The organism is Labrys methylaminiphilus subsp. lupini (genome assembly GCF_051161885.1).
GTDB lineage: Bacteria > Pseudomonadota > Alphaproteobacteria > Rhizobiales > Labraceae > Labrys.
This window is the reverse complement of sequence record NZ_JBMDIH010000002.1, coordinates 1,745,721-1,762,122: the sequence shown is the minus strand read 5'-3', so window position 1 is coordinate 1,762,122 and position 16,402 is coordinate 1,745,721. Positions and strand designations below refer to the sequence as shown.

Annotated in this window: 12 protein-coding genes and 2 pseudogenes; 10 read left to right on the top strand and 4 right to left on the bottom strand. The window is 60.8% G+C overall.

Translation table 11 applies throughout. The features are described 5' to 3' along the window. Positions 1–52 precede the first annotated feature (52 nt). From ACN6KF_RS33745 to ACN6KF_RS33730, 4 genes and pseudogenes are all read left to right on the top strand, one after another. Complete coding sequence (locus ACN6KF_RS33745) at positions 53–1,621, top strand: sugar ABC transporter ATP-binding protein (protein ID WP_434961232.1); 1,569 nt, start codon at positions 53–55, stop codon at positions 1,619–1,621. Continuing rightward, complete coding sequence (locus tag ACN6KF_RS33740) at positions 1,618–2,649, top strand: ABC transporter permease (protein WP_434961231.1); 1,032 nt, start codon at positions 1,618–1,620, stop codon at positions 2,647–2,649. The genes ACN6KF_RS33745 and ACN6KF_RS33740 overlap by 4 nt, the downstream gene beginning before the upstream one ends. Positions 2,650–2,698: 49 nt before the next feature. Further along, positions 2,699–3,643 carry a carbohydrate kinase family protein gene (locus tag ACN6KF_RS33735; RefSeq protein WP_434961230.1) on the top strand — a complete coding sequence of 315 codons (945 nt, stop codon included), beginning with the start codon at positions 2,699–2,701 and terminating at the stop codon, positions 3,641–3,643. A gap of 871 nt (positions 3,644–4,514) precedes the next feature. Continuing rightward, a pseudogene (locus ACN6KF_RS33730) lies at positions 4,515–5,200 on the top strand (COG4280 domain-containing protein); the annotation flags it as partial. A 262-nt stretch (positions 5,201–5,462) separates the two neighbouring features. Here the strand turns inward: ACN6KF_RS33730 and ACN6KF_RS33725 are convergent. Both ACN6KF_RS33725 and ACN6KF_RS33720 read right to left on the bottom strand, forming a co-directional pair. Beyond that, positions 5,463–6,476, bottom strand: a complete 1,014-nt coding sequence (locus ACN6KF_RS33725) for a methyltransferase (protein ID WP_434961377.1) — start codon at positions 6,474–6,476, stop codon at positions 5,463–5,465. Between the two features lie 494 nt (positions 6,477–6,970). Next, positions 6,971–7,918, bottom strand: a complete 948-nt coding sequence (locus tag ACN6KF_RS33720; protein ID WP_434961229.1) for a LysR family transcriptional regulator — start codon at positions 7,916–7,918, stop codon at positions 6,971–6,973. A gap of 104 nt (positions 7,919–8,022) precedes the next feature. Between ACN6KF_RS33720 and ACN6KF_RS33715 the strand changes: the two genes are divergently transcribed. After that, positions 8,023–9,438, top strand: coding sequence for an aldehyde dehydrogenase family protein (locus tag ACN6KF_RS33715; protein ID WP_434961228.1), 1,416 nt, complete (start codon positions 8,023–8,025; stop codon positions 9,436–9,438). 148 nt (positions 9,439–9,586) lie between these two features. Here ACN6KF_RS33715 and ACN6KF_RS33710 read toward each other — a convergent pair whose 3' ends face one another. Then, positions 9,587–10,078 (bottom strand): hypothetical protein, encoded by a 492-nt coding sequence (locus ACN6KF_RS33710; RefSeq protein ID WP_434961376.1) that lies wholly within the window; start codon positions 10,076–10,078, stop codon positions 9,587–9,589. Positions 10,079–10,129: 51 nt separating this feature from the next. Between ACN6KF_RS33710 and ACN6KF_RS33705 the strand changes: the two are divergent. Next, positions 10,130–10,381, top strand: a pseudogene (locus tag ACN6KF_RS33705) (hypothetical protein); the annotation flags it as partial. Between the two features lie 67 nt (positions 10,382–10,448). Here the strand turns inward: ACN6KF_RS33705 and ACN6KF_RS33700 are convergent. Next, the gene (locus ACN6KF_RS33700; RefSeq protein ID WP_434961227.1) at positions 10,449–11,540 is read right to left on the bottom strand and encodes a LacI family DNA-binding transcriptional regulator; all 1,092 of its coding nucleotides are present in this window, start codon (positions 11,538–11,540) and stop codon (positions 10,449–10,451) included. A gap of 192 nt (positions 11,541–11,732) precedes the next feature. Here ACN6KF_RS33700 and ACN6KF_RS33695 point away from each other — a divergent pair, with 192 nt between their 5' ends. The 4 genes from ACN6KF_RS33695 to ACN6KF_RS33680 all read left to right on the top strand — a co-directional run bounded on the left by ACN6KF_RS33695 (position 11,733) and on the right by ACN6KF_RS33680 (position 16,307). Then, positions 11,733–12,686 (top strand): substrate-binding domain-containing protein, encoded by a 954-nt coding sequence (locus tag ACN6KF_RS33695; protein WP_434961375.1) that lies wholly within the window; start codon positions 11,733–11,735, stop codon positions 12,684–12,686. 87 nt (positions 12,687–12,773) lie between these two features. Further along, on the top strand, positions 12,774–14,309 hold the full coding sequence (locus tag ACN6KF_RS33690) for a sugar ABC transporter ATP-binding protein (protein ID WP_434961374.1): 1,536 nt from the start codon (positions 12,774–12,776) through the stop codon (positions 14,307–14,309). Continuing rightward, the gene (locus ACN6KF_RS33685; RefSeq protein ID WP_434961226.1) at positions 14,302–15,306 is read left to right on the top strand and encodes an ABC transporter permease; all 1,005 of its coding nucleotides are present in this window, start codon (positions 14,302–14,304) and stop codon (positions 15,304–15,306) included. Before ACN6KF_RS33690 ends, ACN6KF_RS33685 begins: the two co-directional genes overlap by 8 nt. After that, complete coding sequence (locus tag ACN6KF_RS33680) at positions 15,303–16,307, top strand: ABC transporter permease (RefSeq protein ID WP_434961225.1); 1,005 nt, start codon at positions 15,303–15,305, stop codon at positions 16,305–16,307. The genes ACN6KF_RS33685 and ACN6KF_RS33680 overlap by 4 nt, the downstream gene beginning before the upstream one ends. Positions 16,308–16,402 lie beyond the last annotated feature (95 nt).

The window sequence follows — 16,402 nt, the reverse complement described above, 5'->3', positions numbered from 1 at the left end:
TGGGCGTCGATCCCGTCCTGGAAGGCGCATCGGGGAGTTTTAGGAATTTGCCATGCACGCGACCGATCCTACGCCGCGCCTTTTGCCGCCGTTTCTCGAGGTCAGAAACGTCAGGAAGTCCTTTGGCGGCGTTATGGCGCTGAAGGATGTCAGCCTGACGATCGAGGGGGGGCAGATCTATCACCTGATGGGGGAGAATGGCTGCGGCAAGAGTACGCTGATCAAGATCCTTTCCGGCGCCCAGCTTGCCGACGAGGGGCAAATTCTGATCGATGGCCAGTCGACCGGAAGTAGAGCCGGAGATCTGGGCGCGATCGGGGCGCTACGGGCCGGCATCGAGACAGTCTATCAGGACCTGTCGCTCCTGCCCAACCTCTCGGTTGCCGAAAACGTCGCGTTTACCGAGCAACTCGTCGAGGCGTCGGGGCGTCTGGTTCGCAGACTGAACGTCACGGCGCTTCATGAAACGGCGCGCCGGGCCTTGGCGGAAGTGCATCTTCCGACCGGTAGTGATTTTCTCACGCGTCGCACGGACACGCTGCCGCTTGCAACGCGCCAGCTGATTGCCATCGCCCGCGCTATCGCGTCCGAAGCGCGCCTGGTCATCATGGACGAGCCAACGACGTCGCTTACGCGGCAGGAAGTCGAGAATTTGCTGGGCGTTGTCGAGCGGCTACTCGCCAAAGGTGTCGCGGTTTTGTTCGTCACGCATAAGCTCGACGAGTGCAAACTACTCGGGGGCCGCGCAATCATCATGCGCGACGGGCTGAAGGTCGCCGAACTCGATGTCGCCGATCACAGCAAGGCTGAATTCAGTCAGTGGATGACGGGCCGCAAGATCGGCGAGACGCGCTATCGCACCGATCCAAGCCTTGGCGACGTTCTGCTCCAAGTCGAGAAGCTCGAGGATGGCCGCGCTTTTCGAAATATCTCGCTGAGCGTGAGAAAGGGCGAGATACTGGGCGTCACGGGGCTGTTGGATTCCGGCCGCAACGAGCTCGCTCTCGCGCTGGCCGGCGTGAAGCCGGCGGTTGGCGGCAAGATACGCCTGGCCGGCAGGACGATTGCGCCCCAATCGACGCTGCAAGCCATACAAAATGGTATTGGCTATGTGCCCGAGGATCGCCTTACCGAGGGCCTGTTTCTTGAAAAGTCGATACAGGACAACATAACGCTGCCGATCCTGGATCGCCTGCGCAATGCGCTCGGCATCATCAGTTCCCGCAGCGCCCGTCGCACTGCGGAAGCCAGCGTTACCGACCTGCAGATCGTCGCGCCGGATGTAACGGTTCCGGTGCAGTCCCTTTCCGGCGGCAACCAGCAAAGAGTGCTCATCGGGCGGTGGCTTACCATCAACCCGAAACTGCTCATCCTGCACGGGCCGACCGTTGGCGTGGATGTGGGATCGAAAGACACGATCTTCCGGATCATCCAGCGCCTGGCCGATGAGGGCATGGGCGTCATCATCATCAGCGATGACCTGCCGGAGCTTTTGCAGAATTGCGATCGCATTCTCGTCATGCGCCACGGCTGCATCGTGGCCGCGCACGAGGCCGAAGGGCTGACTGAAGACGCGATCTATCAGTCCATGGCCGGCACGTCGAAGGAGATCGCGCAATGACCGAGATTGTATCCGCGACCGCTGCCGCCCCCCAGCGCCGCGGCGTCGCACGCCGCTGGTGGGATTTGATGGGGCGCCGGCCCGAACTCTTCACATTGGTGCTGACGATTGCGACCTGCCTGGTCGTGATCGCCGCCAATCCCGACTTCCTCCAGATGAGCAATATCGTCGACATACTGCGCGCGTCGGTGGTGCGTGGGCTGTTCGCGATGGGGGTGCTGGTCGTGCTGGCTTCCGGGGGCATCGACGTATCGTTCACGGCGATTGCCGCTTTCGTGATGTATGTCCTGACCATGGTCGTGACGAACTGGTTCCCGGGCATGCCGATGACGGTCATCTTGATCCTTGCGGCTCTCGGCGGTGCGGCCTTTGGAATCGTAAACGGGCTGCTCGTACAAAAACTCCAGGCACCTTCGCTGATCGTCACGATCGGCACCCAATATGTCATCCGCAGTTTCTTGCTGACATTCATCGGGACCGCTCTGTTCATGAACATCCCGTCCGCGATGGACGCTTTCGGCAAGGCTTCGCTGTTCACCCATCGCGCCTCGAATGGCGTTGTGTCCGTGTTGCCGGCGACGGTTCTGGTTCTGGTCATTGCCGCTTTCATCACGTGGTACATCCTGGAACGCACGCTGATGGGCCGCGCCATTTTCGCCATCGGTGGCAATTCCGCGATTGCCGAACGTCTGGGTATCAATCTGTTTCGCGTGCGGGTGTTCGTGTTTGCCTATGCCGGGCTGCTCGCCGGCATTGCGGGTGTAATCCACGTTTCGAGCAATCGCCTCGCCAATCCATTCGATCTTGCCGGCATGGAGCTTGAAATCATCGCGGCCGTCGTTCTGGGCGGCGCACGCATCACGGGGGGCTCCGGATCGGTGATTGGGACCCTGCTCGGCGTGCTGTTGATAACGCTGGTCAGCAACGTACTGATCTTCGTGGGTATTCCCAGCACGTTGCAACTGGCCATCGTCGGCATTTTCATCCTGATCGCAGGCACCATTTTCGCCTTGCGTAATCGCAGCTAGCAGGCGCCTGCAGCGCAGCCCCCCATGTATCTTATTTCAAGAGGTTTCCATGTCTCATGATGTGTCAGTCATTGGGCTTTACATTCTCGACGTGCTCGGGCGGCCGGTTGATGCCATTCCACCTGGCGGCAATGTGGAGTTCATTGACGAAATCAGGCTGACGGTTGCGGGTACCGCCGGTGGGACGGTGGTGGATCTTGCAAAGCTTGGGCTGCATTGCCTCGCAGTCGGTGCCGTGGGCGACGACGAGAAAGCCGATTTCGTTCTTGCAACACTTCAGCGCTTCGGCGTCGATACGGCTCAGATGCAGCGCCTGACAGGTGTGCAGACATCGTCGACCATTTTGAATATTCGGCGCAATGGCGACCGGCCGGCGCTCCATGCGCGAGGCGCCTCCGATCATTTCGAGATTGCCGAGAGCGATCTTGATGCGGTGCTGGCTCCGGCGATCATTCACCTTGGCGGTACCGGATTATTGGCCAAGCTCGACGGCGAGCCGAGCCGCAAATTGCTGGCCGAGGCAAAAGCGCGTGGGCGGACGACAACGTTCGACCTGCTCGGTGCCAATGACGGCACGCTCGATCTTATCGCACCCCTGTTTCCCTATATCGACTATTTCATGCCCTCCATCGAGGAAGCGCGGCAGATTTCCGGCGCGTCCGGCATTGAGAGTGCGGGCCGGTTCTTCCTCGATCGCGGCGTGAAACATTGCGTGTTCACGCTTGGCGGTGATGGCGTGTGCTTCATGGACGCTCACGGCGAGATCGTTCGCCAGCCGGCCTTCCAAATCGAGGTCGTGGACACGACCGGGTGCGGCGATGCGTTTGATGCTGGTTTCATCACGGCCCTGCATCGCAGGATGGACCTGAAGACCGCTTTGAACTTTGCCCAGGCATCGGCGGCACTGGTGGCGACGGGTCTCGGCTCCGATGCAGGCATTCGGTCGTTCGAGGACACATTGGCCTTCATGAACACCATGCCGATCAAACACTGAAAACTGAAAAGGAAACATGCCGGAAATCCGGCCCTTCATGATCCCGGAGGCCGGCGGCAGGCTCAGTCAAGGATGCGCTTCGTTCGGGCGAGCAGGGGGGCTTTTGCCGAAAGCGCAGCCGCGAGGCTTGGATCCCCGCCAGCGAAGATCTGCAGAACGACGACCCCGCGCCTGCCGCGCAGGCGGGGCGATATAATTCCGCGCCGCTCTGGCCAGCGGTCTGCATGATCGAAACGGCCTCGACCCATCCTGCGTTCGACCTGATCAAGGGCTGTCGCCCGGTGCTTCGTGCATGCCAGCGCGTTTAGGGCAACGTCAAACGCCGCCGCTAGGCCGCTGAGAGCCGGGCGATCCTTCTCCAAATCCTGCAACGCAAAGACCGTCAACACGGACACCCTGCCGTGAGGCGCCTGATGCCGATGATGTGTTCGTCCGAGAACCTCGATCGTTTCATGGCCCGTCTCCTCTGTCAGAGAGCAGGCTAACCTCAAGGCGAGGACTTTCCAGGGGAGCAGGTCACCGTGAGCCTGTCTGATCCCTTCTGTTTTTGCGGACTTTCACCGAAGCAACGTCCATTTCGGATGCATTCCTCGCCAATCACGATGCCAGGGGCACGCTGGAGAAATTGACGAGCGTGCAAAATGGCGTGCTCATCTCGGAAAAAACCGCCGCCGACTGTCAACTGCAGGCAGGCGATCGCTTGAATCTGAGGATCAGGCTTGCCGGAGGCGACGCTTTCTCGCCGCGTCGCTCGGCACGGCTGTCACCGGCCCGCGGCCGGTCCTTCTAATTCTCAGCTAAGGCAACCCCTTCTACCATGGCTCGCGGCGAGGCGGTGTCTACGGCAGGTCGAGAAAGTTCCTTTTCAGCGATGGCAATATTGGAATTGGTTTCCCTAGGTGTCGCGGCACCCGCGCTAGGTGCCGCGTTCCTCGCCTCCGTCGTCGAGGTGGTCGAAGCGTTCACCATCGTCTTGGCGGTAGGCACCTTGCGGGGTGGCGTCCGGCTTTAATCGGTACAATGGCCGCCCTTGTCGTCCTTGGCCTGCTGATCGCTGTCTTCGGCCCTTTGCTAGGTCTTATCCCGCTTCAGGTCCTGCAGCTTGTCATCGGTATTCTCCTCTTGCTGTTCGGCATGGGGTGGCTGCGGAAGGCTATCCTGCGGAGTGCCGACATCATCCCGTTGCATGATGAGGACGCCATTTTTGAATCGGAATCAGCTCAGCTGGCGGCCGCTTCCGGGCGCGGGTCCCTCTCGTGGATCGCAGGGTTGACGGCCTTCAAGGCGGTTCTTCTCGAAGGCCTTGAGGTGGTTTTTATCGTCATAGCCGTTGGTGCTGGGCGTGGCCTGCTGCTTCCCGCTGCCTTGGGAGCGCTCGCTGCGTGTTTGGTGGTACTCGCAATCGGGTTGCTGCTGCGAAAGCCTCTCGCCCAGGTTCCGGAGAATACCCTGAAGTTTGGTGTCGGCGTGATGCTTTCGGCATTCGGCGTGTTCTGGGCGGGTGAGGGCATGGGGGTACCGTGGCCGGGCTCGGTCCTGCGATTGCTTGGCCTGTTGCAGGCGCCTTTTTCGCATATCGGTCTTATGGAACGACCGATCGCTTCCTCGCGCTCACCAATCTCCTGCCGATCAAATTCCTCCGGTCTTTTCCGAACTAGCCAGATGGGAGCCTCGACACGTTCGTCGCGCAGGCGCTTTTTTATAGTTCCGATCGTATGTCCGCTTCGTAGCGAAACATCTGCTGAACATCGTGAGTGCGGCAGGCAACTCGAGCCACATCACCGCGCTGATCCAGATCCCGCGCGCCATTTGGAGGGGTTCATTCAGGCTTGAATCCGACCACCATCGAATCCGGTCCCAGCAATGGCTCGACGCGTGTGGACACGAAGCCTGCTTCTCGCATCCAAGTCTGGCAGTCCGCACCAGTATAGTCGAAGCCTCCACGAGTTTCGATCAGCATGTTCAAACTCATCAGAAGGCCGAAGGCATTCTTGCGGCGTTCGTCATCGATGACGGCGTCGTAGACGATCAGGGCGCCACCTTTCGGCAAGGCGGCGAAGGCTTTTTGTATTAGCAGCTTCTTCTGGGCGAGGTCCCAGTCGTGCAGGATATGTCCCATCACGATCACATCCGCGTTCGGGATGGGTCCATCGAAAAAACTGCCGGCCTGAAAGCGTATGCGCTCGGTGAGTCCTTGTTGCGCGACGAATTCGTCGAATATCGGCTGTACGGCGGGCAGATCGAAGCCGATCGCGCGCAGATGCGGATGGCTCCGCGCGACCACCACGGGCACCATGCCCTGCGCCGCACCCACGTCGGCAAAAGTCGCATATTTCGACCAATCGAACTTGGCTGCAATCGCATGTGCCGCGCCGGCGCTGATACCGCTCATGGCCTTGAGGAAGCCACTCAGGCGCTCGGGTTCCGCGTAGAGGGCCGCAAAGAAGTCTTCGCTGTGTTTGCCTTCGTTTTGGGCTTCGCCTGTGTGCAGGGCCTCGGTAAGCGAGCCCCAGAAACCGTAGAGCCGGGCATTGGCCATTTCGAGGATACCGCCGATATAGGACGGCTTCGCTTTGTCGAGGAAGAGATCCGTATCGGGGGAATTGCGATAGATGCCATCGTCGCGCTCGAGCATCCCAAGAGCCACCAGGGCATCGAGGAAATCGCGAACCGCACGGGGATGCAATTTCAACTTGGTCTGCAACGTCGGCAGATCGGCCGGTCCCGTAGCGAGTTCGGTGAAGACACCGAGTTCGACCGCACTGAGCAATGTCTTGGAGGCCCAGAAGCCCATGCCGAGCTGCATGATATTGTCTGGTGTCGTCGCGCCCATCATTTGTCCCCCCATGGTTTGTGTCGTTGGACTGCTGTCGAGTGGTAGAGACGGAAAGAATAGGAACGAGCATCCTTGGATGCGGATCGTGATCAGGTGCCGGCGGTTGCCGATGACATCCTAGCGCTGTGAAAAGATGATAAGGTATTTTGTAGTTTTGTGAAATAATTAAAAGCCGTATACGCGTGACATAAAAATAAATTAGAAAAATAGAGACGTGGTGGCGTGTACTAAAGTTCTTTTTTCGAGCAATATTGTGTGCGATGACTTGATTTTTTATTTGAATAAATGAATATATTGTTTGTTTTCACAGAAAGTAAATTTATGGTGTGTGAATGGCGCGTGACCTAGAAGTAAGGGTTGGATATAAAACTCTCACCTTTTTGTTTTCTGGCAGCAACAATTGAAGGCGGTCGGCAATCCAAACGTAACTACGGAATCGAAAGGCAATCCCATCACGTTGCATGGCGTCCAGCGCTGGAGGAAGTTCGTCTCTAAAGCGATTGCTCCTGGGGCGCGTGGCTTCGCGATGTCGAAGCAGTTCGCTTCGCCAATGGCCACGCCCGAATGAGATCTATAAGGGCTCGGAGCCTGGCCGGAATATGTCGGCGTCCGGCGAAGTAAAGGCAAGGCCCCGGATAGGGCGGTGTCCAGTCTTCCAGAACCACCATCAGTCGGTGGGCGGCAATATATTCTGCGACCACCGGCTCGGCGAGATAAGTCAGGCCAACGCCCGCCAATGCCGCTTCCAGCATCAGGCTGCTTTCATCGAGTGTCAGCGTACCCGGCACATCGATCAGCATGGTTTCACCCCGACGCTCGAACTCCCAGCGGTACAGCTTTCCGCTCGCCATACGGGCACGGATGCAGCGGTGACGGCTGAGGTCGGTCGGCACCTTGGGCACACCCCGCCTCTTGAAATAATCGGGGGTGCCGACGACCAGCGAGCGGATCTCCGGGAGTATGGGGACAGCAATCATGTCGGGAGGTACTGCCTCGGCAAGGCGAATGCCGGCATCGAAGCCTTGCCCGGTGACGTCGACCAGTGCGCCCTCTGTGACAATCTCCACCTCCACGCGGGGATAGAGGCTGGCATATTCGAGGAACAATGGCGTCAGGAACATTCTTGCCGCACCGAGTGAGGTGTTGATGCGCAACGTGCCGGTGGGCTCGGCACTGTGTTCGCCGGCGTGATCGATCGCGTCTTCGATGGCCGTCAGAGCCGGCGTGATCTCCCCAACGAACTGTTCCCCCGCCGGTGACAATGCAACGCTACGGGTCGTCCGGTTGAACAGCCTTACGCCCAGTCTTTCTTCCAGTGTCGCGATGGCGTGGCTAAGCGCGGAAGAGGATATACCGAGTTCTCGCGCCGCAGCGCGGAAACCGCCCGAGCGGGCGACCGCAGCGACCGCTTCCAGTTCGACCAGGCTGGCCTTTGCCATTGCGCGATATCCTTCATCAGACTGTCCCGCTTTGGCCTTCTTATCAGATCAGTGGTCGTAGGACATATAGGCCTTCACCAGCCTTCAATGTGGAGCCCTTTCCAATGCGCAATATCGACACGATCTATATCGATGGCGCCTTTATCAGGCCGCAGGGCGAGGAGCGCTCGTCCTTGTTCAATCCGGCCACCGAGGAGCAGATCGGCACCGTCCGCCTCGCGGATGCGCGTGACGTTGATACGGCCGTCGCTGCCGCCAAGCGCGCCTTTTCCGGCATGGCGCGTACGTCGAAGGCCGAGCGCATCGCCATGCTCAAGCGGCTTTCCGCCGTCGTGGCCGCTCGCAGCGATGATCTCGTCGCGACGATGACCGAGGAATATGGCGCACCTGCCATTTTCACAAGCTTTGCCGTGCCGCATGCAGCGTCCGTTTTCCTCGACATGGCGGAGACACTGGAGGGATATCAGTTCCGCCGCACCATCGGTCGCGCGGAAGTAGAGATGCGCGCATCCGGCATCGCCGCTGCGATCACGCCCTGGAACAGCAATTACGGCTTCATCTGCTCCAAGCTCGCAACCGCAATCGCGGCCGGCACCACGATCGTCATCAAGCCTTCTGAGATGAGCGCGCTCCAGACGCAACTCCTCCTGCAATGCCTGCATGAGGCCGGGCTGCCGCGCGGTGTGTTCAACATTGTCAATGGCATCGGTTCAGTGGCAGGCGCTGCCCTCAGCGCGCATCCGGACATCGCAAAGATCAGCTTCACCGGCTCCACCGCCAGCGGCCGGGCGATCCTCGCTGCGGCGGCCCAGACGATCAAGCGGGTAACACTCGAACTGGGCGGCAAAAGCCCGACCATCATTCTCGACGATGCCGATCTGGATCGCACGATCCCGCAGGTACTGATGACAGGTTTCGGCAACAGCGGACAGGCCTGCATCGACGGCACGCGCATCCTCGTGCCCGAACGCCGTCTCGACGAGATTTTGGAGCGACTGAAGGCGGCAGGCGCCGCGATGAAGGTCGGCCCCGCCAATGATCCCGGCGTCCAGATTGGCCCGATGGTCAGCCTGAAACAGTGGGAACGCGTCCAGTCTTACATTCGGCTCGGGCAGGAAGAAGGAGCCACATTGCTCATCGGCGGTGAGGGGCGCCCCGATCATCTTGATCGGGGCTGGTTCGTCCGCCCGACCATCTTCACAGGCGTCACCAACCAGATGCGGATCGCGCGCGAGGAGATATTTGGACCGGTGCTTTGCGTGATCTCCTATCGGGACGAGGCAGAGGCCATCGCGATCGCCAACGACACCGATTACGGGTTGGCGGCCTATGTCCAGTCTTCCGATCCGGAACGGGCACGCCGGGTCGCGGGACAACTGGAGGCCGGACGTGTCGCGATCAATGGCGCCCCGCACGAGCCGCTTGCGCCTTTCGGTGGGTTCAAGCAGTCGGGCATTGGCCGCGAATTCGGGCCATTCGGATTGGAAGCCTTCCTCGAACCCCGCGCGATCATCACCTGAAGCCTACCGACTTTCGAGGGAAGGTGCGGTCCTCCTTCCGTCACTGATGCAAAGCGATGGCTTGGTCGAGTCGGCCGGCGGCGCAGACGCTGTCTTGTGGGAGCTTCTGCCTTTCTGCCCCCACAACGGCATGAGGCTCGGGCGTGCCTCAGCCAAAGGTAAACGCAAAGGCCTGGGCGCCCGGATCGAGAAACTCGATCTGGAACGTTTGATCGCCAATCGGCTCATCTTGTCGAACCAGTTGGTAGAGGCGCTGGCCAACGATTGTGCCGTTACCCTCGGCATCGATATCTACTCCGTGAGCCGCACCCGGTGCCTTGCCGTCGATCAGCACCCGAAAACGTACAAGCTTGCTGTCGGCGCCAGGACCGAGGACCAGATGCAGGTCACGAGCATGGAAGCGAAAGGTGATGCCACCGTTGGCGGCATTGAGAGAGGCGCTCTCTTTCTCGACCGTCCAATTTCCGCTGAGCGTCCACTGATTGATGTCGAGACTACCGGCTTTGGCATAGACCCGCGGTTTGTTGACGATCATCCCTGACGGCGACACGAAATTGTCCGCACGCTCATAGCCGATATAGGTCTCGGGAGAGACGACGTTGACGGTATCGGCTGCTGCCTCTACCCCTTGGGCCGACAGCCTACTACCGAAACGTCTGCAACAGAACCAAAGGGCCTTCCGACGCTAAGCGCCGCGATCGAACCCGTCATCGGCCACTGCAAGAGTGACCACCGCATGGGGCGCAACTTCCTCGCCCATTCCTCAGGCGATGCCCCCAACGCCGTTCTTGCCGCCGCACGCTACAACTTCAGCCTGCTCCTTAAATGGCTCTGCCTGCTTTGCGCCCTTTTCCTGGCCGCGCTCGGCGGCTCACGAGCACGCGCAGTCAACTGCACCCGCCTGAACGCGACTACTTCACGGGCGACTTTCTTGAAGATCTAGCGAACGCCCCGATTGCCCTTGGCGTAGGTGAGAACTTCTTAGCCGTCCGCCTCTTAGCCCTTTCTCCTCAGCGCCAATTGCTTTCCCGCTCCGAGCTCGGTGCGAATTCCGGTGGCACCACCACCATCGGATTCTCGCCCGGAACATAATTGTCCACCAGCGCGTAGCCCTCGGCGATGATGGTCTCGACGTTCTGACGTGTCATAATCACGTCGAAGGGCAGGTGGGCTGCGAACGGATCCCAGTCGGAACACACCGTGCTGACCTCGCGCATGGCTTGGCGCGGTACCTGCAGGGAGAATTGCACGAGCCCTTCGAAAGAGGTGATGGAGTTGATGAAGAGGCCGTCCGGCATGCGGCCGAGCGCTTCGAAGTGAGCAGTGAGGGCTTCCCGAGCCGATGAAGGACGATAGCCGCAGCAGGCGACTTCAAGCACCATTTCCTGCCCATTGGCTGCCACGGCGTCGCGAAAGCCGTCGATACGGCGGTCGGTGGCATGCTCTCCGGCGACGCCGCCGAGAAAGAGCAGGTCACGCGGTGCTTTCCGACGCTTTCGTAGTTTGGCGATCAGTTTTTCGGTGAGGGCACGCGCACCGCCGTAATTGTCGGTGACCACCGAGGGCGCATCGCTGCCGGGTAAGTCGAGATTGACGCAAGGAATGCCCGCAGCCCGGCACAGGGCATTGAGCGGCTTCGTGTTGCGCACGCCGGCGATGAACAGGAACTCGACCTGTTGGGACAGCAAGGTACTGGTGACGCTGGCCTCGATTTCCTCGTCGCGCCGCGTGCTCACCACAATGGGGCACAGGCCGCGCTGTCGCGTATCCGCCTCGAAAGCCTCGGCAAGGCCGGCGAAGAAGCGGTTGCGGTAATGGGGGATGATCATGCCGGCAAGGCCGGAGCGCGACAGGCGCAAACCCCTGGCCTTCATGTTGACGGCGTAGCCGAGTTCCTGGGCTGCCTTCAGCACGCGCTTGGCGGTTTCTTCCTTGATGCGGTAGCGCTTCCAACTGTCGTTGAGCACGAGGCTCACCGTGGACGGGGAGGCCTGGGTCGCCTTGGCGATGTCATAGATGGTGGATCTACGTGTGCTTGGCGAGCGCGCCATCGTCCCCTCGCTGGCTATACGGATCGAGTTCGGTACTTTCTTAAAATGCATGCTAAATCCTTTCAGCTATCTTGACAATCTGTGCTGAATGGATTTAGCTAAGAAAGGCTTCGGGAGCAGCTAACGCCGTCGCCGGCAAAACAAATTGGGAGGACTCTCGTGACTTCGCATTCTGATTCCATCCGTGCGTCGAAGATCAGCCGCCGCACCTTTCTCTCTGGCTCGGCCCTCGGGGTTGGCGGCTTGCTGATACCGGGCGTGCTCGGTGGCGCCCGCGCATCGGCGGACAAACCGGTCATCGGCGTAGTGGTGAAGATCGGTGGTATTCCGTGGTTCAATGCCATGGAGGCCGGTATCAAAAAGAAAGCGGCCGAGCTCGGCGTCGACGCTTTCATGGTCGGCCCTACCAGCGCCGACCCGGCCCTGCAGGTTCGTGCGATCGAGGATCTAATTGCCAAGAAAGTCGACGTTATCGGCGTCGTTCCTAACGATGCCGAGGTGCTCGAGCCCGTGCTCGACCGCGCCCGCAAGGCGGGCATCAAGGTGATCACCCACGAGTCACCGAAGCAAAAGAACGCCGACTATGACTTCGAGCTGGCGTCCGCGAAAGGCTTCGGCGAGGCCTACGGCAAGCGTCTCGTGGACGCGCTGGGCGGCAAGGGCGAATATGCGGTGTTCGTCGGATCGCTCACAGTGCCGCTGCACAACGCCTGGGCCGATGCGGCGATTGCTTATATCAAGGCGAACGCACCCGACATGAAGGTGGTCGGCGACCGGTACGGTGTGGCGGAGAACGTCGATCAATCGCGGAGCACGGCTCTCGACTTGATTCGCGCCAATCCGAACCTCAAGGCTTTCCTCGCCTTTGGCAGCCAGGGCCCGATCGGGGCGGCGCGCGCGGTGAAGGAGAAGCATCTCGACGGCAAGGTGCTGGTGCTCGGCCCGTTCTCGCCTGGCCAGGGCCGGAAGCTCGTGCATGATGGTGTTTTGACCGGTGGTTTCATGTGGAATCCGGCGCTCGCGGGAGAGATTTTTGTCACCCTCGGCCAGATGGTTGCCAAGGGCGAGCCGATCAAGGACGGGACCAATATTCCCGGTCTCGGTGTCGTGCATCCGGATGGCCACAATCTTATTGTGAACGAGCTGGTAGAGCTCAACAAGGACACGATCGACGATCTGGCGAAGATGGGCCTCTGACCCCTCGACGTATTTGCCTGGAAACACACCCGGTGTCGCCGCCGGGTGTGCTCCCGATGAAGCCCTCATTCCGTGAGCTTTCAGACAATGGCCAATGTCCATGCAACTGCGGCAGGAGAGTCCGCGGCGGCGCCCGCTGTTCCCTTGCTGAAAATCGAGCATGTCTCCAAACAGTTTGGTGGTATCAAAGCGCTCGATGACGTCCGCTTCGACATCATGCCGGGAGAGGTTCTGTGCCTCGCAGGCGAGAATGGCTGCGGAAAGAGTACACTGATCAAGATCATTACCGGCGTGTATCAGCCCGAGCCCGGGGCGGTGATGAGCTTCATGGGGCGCCCGATTGCCGACCTGAGCCCGGCCGGTGCGCGCGGCCTCGGGATTCAAGTCATTTGGCAGGATCTTGCGCTGTTCGCCGAAATGTCGGTGGCGGAGAACATCGGTTTCGAGCGCAATCTCGGCGGCCGTCCGCGCCTCGTGAATTACGGTGCGATGCGCGCCGACGCGGAGAGAATCCTCAAGCGCCTCGGCGTCACGCTCGATCTCGACGCGCCGCTACGCACACTGCCGATCGCCCAGCGCCAGATCGTGGCCGTTGCCCGTGCGCTGGTGACCGAGGCCACGCTCGTCTTCATGGACGAGCCGACCGCATCGCTGAGCCACGCCGAGACCGAAGCGCTGCTCGACATCATCCGGCGCCTTTCCGCCGAAGGCATATCGGTCGTGCTCGTGAGCCATCGGCTCGCTGAGGTGCTCGATGTCTGCAGCCGCGTCACGGTGATCAAGGACGGCAAGCTCGTCGGAACATTTCCGACCGCCGGCATGACCCAGACCCGGCTCACCGAACTCATGACCGGCAAGACCTTCGGCTATGCCGTCAGCCGCCGCGATCTATCGGCCAAGAGGCCGGTGCTCGAAGTCAAGGGCCTGTCACAGGGCCGCGAATACAAGGACGTGTCGCTGACGGTCCGCGAAGGTGAGATCGTCGGGCTGACCGGGCGGCTCGGGTCGGGCCGCACGGAATTCGCGCTGAGCCTGTTCGGCATGACACAGCCGGACCAAGGCGACATACGTCTCGACGGCAAGCCCATCCGCTTCGCCAGCAATCGAGACGCTATCGATGCCGGCGTCGCCTATGTCTCGGAAGATCGGCTGACGCTGGGACTGATCCAGCCGCAATCGATCGAGGATAACGCCGTCATCTCGGTCCTCGATACCCTGCTCGATCCGAAGCCGCTTCTGTCTTTCAGGAAACGGGATACGCTGGTCAGCAAATGGATCAGGGATCTCGGCGTCAAGATCGGCAAGCCGGGCAATGCCATTTCGACCCTCTCCGGCGGCAACCAGCAGAAGGTTGTCCTCGCCAAGTGGCTATCGACCAAGCCCCGCCTGCTAATCCTCGACTCGCCGACGGTCGGCGTCGATGTCGGTGCTCGCGCTGGCATCTTCAACATCGTGCGCCAGCTTGCCGACGAGGGGATGGCGATCCTGCTCATCTCCGATGAAATTCCGGAAGTCTATTTCAACTCGGACGTGGTGCTGCACATGCGTGACGGCCAGATCGTCGGCCAATATCGGCCGCAGGACGTCGAAATCGACGCAATTGAGGAGGCCGTTCATGCGTAGCCTCGGCATCGGCTCTACCGAGCGCTGGCTCATCCTCGTGATTCTCGTCATGGGCGCATTTCTCAGTGTCTCGACCTCGACTTTCCTGACACTGTCCAATCTGTTCGATCTCCTAAACGCGAGTTCGGTCAACATTATCTTCGGCGTCGGCCTGCTGGTGGTGCTGATTGCAGGCGGCATCGATATTTCGTTCGCCGTCGCCGCGTCGATCGTCCAATATCTCACGGTGCTCGCCCTAGGGGCCGTTGGCGACGGAAACTGGGTGCTCGGCTTCATTCTGGCGGGCGCCATCGGCTCGGCGCTCGGTTGCTTCAATGCTTTCTGGATCTATCGGTTCCGCATCGTTTCGATCGTCGTGACGATTGCGACCTATAATCTCTTCTTCGGCCTACTGATGTTCTTCACCGGCGGTTCGTCGCTCTACGACCTTCCGGACTGGCTGACCGATCGGATCACGATCATCAGCTTGGATACCGCCGACGGCCGCGCGGAAATCACGATCCTGGTGGCGGTGATGGCCGCGTGTGTCGTTGCCACCTGGTTGCTTCTCAGGCGGACCAGCACCGGGCGGCAGCTCTACGCGATGGGCGATAATACCGAGGGTGCGCGGCGCATCGGCGTCAGCCTCGGCGCCATGCACTATCTCGCCTTCGGCTGGCTCGGCCTCATGGCGGGCATCGGGGGGCTCATGCAAGCGCACTACGCGCAGGAGGTCGTCCCCACCGCGCTCTACGGTCGCGAACTCGATGTGCTCGCCGCGGTCGTTCTCGGCGGCGCGCGGCTCGGTGGCGGGCGCGGCTCGATCCTCGGCGTCATCCTCGGCATCATCCTTGTGGCGATGACGCAGAACGGCCTGAACCTGCTCGGCATCTCCCCTTATGCCTTCAAGATGATCATCGGCGTGATCATCCTCGTCGCCATCACGCTTTCGAGTGAGGGTGTCAGCAAACTCATCGGAAATTGGCGCGCTGCGCCCACGCGGAGGACGGCCCAGTGACCACTCAAAACAAGACGAGCGGCACGAACCGGCTCTTCGATCCCGAAATCGGGGCGCTTCTTGCCCTGCTGGTCTTCGTCTGTCTCGTCTTCGGCGTGTCGTCGCCGAGCTTCCTGAGCGGCACGACCTTCACCTCGATCGCCTTCCAGCTACCCGAACTCGGGCTCCTGACGCTGGCGATGCTGATGCCGATCATCTCCAACGGCTTCAACCTCTCCGTCACCTTCACCGCCAACCTGTCGGGACTCGCAATGGCGGCGGTTCTGCACGCCTTCGGCGGCGTCGATGCCGGGCCGTTTGCCATCGCGCTCGGCATCCTGGCGGCGCTGGCGACGGGAGCGGCGATCGGCTGGCTTATGGGCCTGATCATCGCCACCACCGGGGCGCATCCGATCCTGGTGTCGCTCTCGATGATGATCTTCGCGCGGGGCCTCGGTGAATTTCTGACTCGCGGCGGTGACATCTCGGGCATGCCCGATGCCGTCCAGGCGATAGGGCAGGGAACCCTGCTCGGCATACCGGCACCGGTGTTCGTCTTCGTCGCAGCGGTACTGATCTGGTATGTCGTGATGTCGCGGACCCGCCTCGGCTTCGCGACCAGGATGATCGGCTCGAATCTCGAGGCGACGCGCTATTCGGGCATCTCGACGCACCGCTCGCTCACGCTGATCTATACGTTGTCCGGCCTCATGTGCGGTCTTGCCGGCATCGTCATGCTGTCTCGCTTCAACTCGGTGCGCGTTGGGCACGGCGAGGCCTACCTGCTCATCACCGTGCTCGGATGCTTCCTCGGCGGCGTTTCTCCGAACGGCGGTTTCGGTCGTGTACTGCCGGTCGCGATCTCGCTCGTCATCCTGCAGGTGATCGCCTCGGGCCTGAACTCGCTGGGTGCCAACCAGCACTTGGCGACCGCGCTATGGGGCGGCTTCCTGCTACTGGTCATGGTCGTGCGCTCGATCTGGGCGAACGGCTTCCCGCCATTCATGTTCATGAGACGATGAACTCGTCCGACCATGCTCACTCGTCACGCCCGGCTGTCGAGGGGCCGTTCGCCGGAGAACTGCCCCAGTCGTCGCCGTGCCAACAGCGCTTCCCA

Excerpts from the sequence above, each read along its gene's own strand:
- ACN6KF_RS33685 (WP_434961226.1), top strand. The coding sequence starts at position 14,302 with ATGCGTAGCCTCGGCATCGGCTCTACCGAGCGCTGGCTCATCCTCGTG.
- ACN6KF_RS33715 (WP_434961228.1), top strand. The coding sequence starts at position 8,023 with ATGCGCAATATCGACACGATCTATATCGATGGCGCCTTTATCAGGCCG.
- ACN6KF_RS33700 (WP_434961227.1), bottom strand. The coding sequence starts at position 11,540 with ATGCATTTTAAGAAAGTACCGAACTCGATCCGTATAGCCAGCGAGGGG.
- ACN6KF_RS33720 (WP_434961229.1), bottom strand. The coding sequence starts at position 7,918 with ATGGCAAAGGCCAGCCTGGTCGAACTGGAAGCGGTCGCTGCGGTCGCC.
- ACN6KF_RS33745 (WP_434961232.1), top strand. The coding sequence starts at position 53 with ATGCACGCGACCGATCCTACGCCGCGCCTTTTGCCGCCGTTTCTCGAG.
- ACN6KF_RS33735 (WP_434961230.1), top strand. The coding sequence starts at position 2,699 with ATGTCTCATGATGTGTCAGTCATTGGGCTTTACATTCTCGACGTGCTC.
- ACN6KF_RS33690 (WP_434961374.1), top strand. The coding sequence starts at position 12,774 with ATGGCCAATGTCCATGCAACTGCGGCAGGAGAGTCCGCGGCGGCGCCC.
- ACN6KF_RS33725 (WP_434961377.1), bottom strand. The coding sequence starts at position 6,476 with ATGGGCGCGACGACACCAGACAATATCATGCAGCTCGGCATGGGCTTC.
- ACN6KF_RS33740 (WP_434961231.1), top strand. The coding sequence starts at position 1,618 with ATGACCGAGATTGTATCCGCGACCGCTGCCGCCCCCCAGCGCCGCGGC.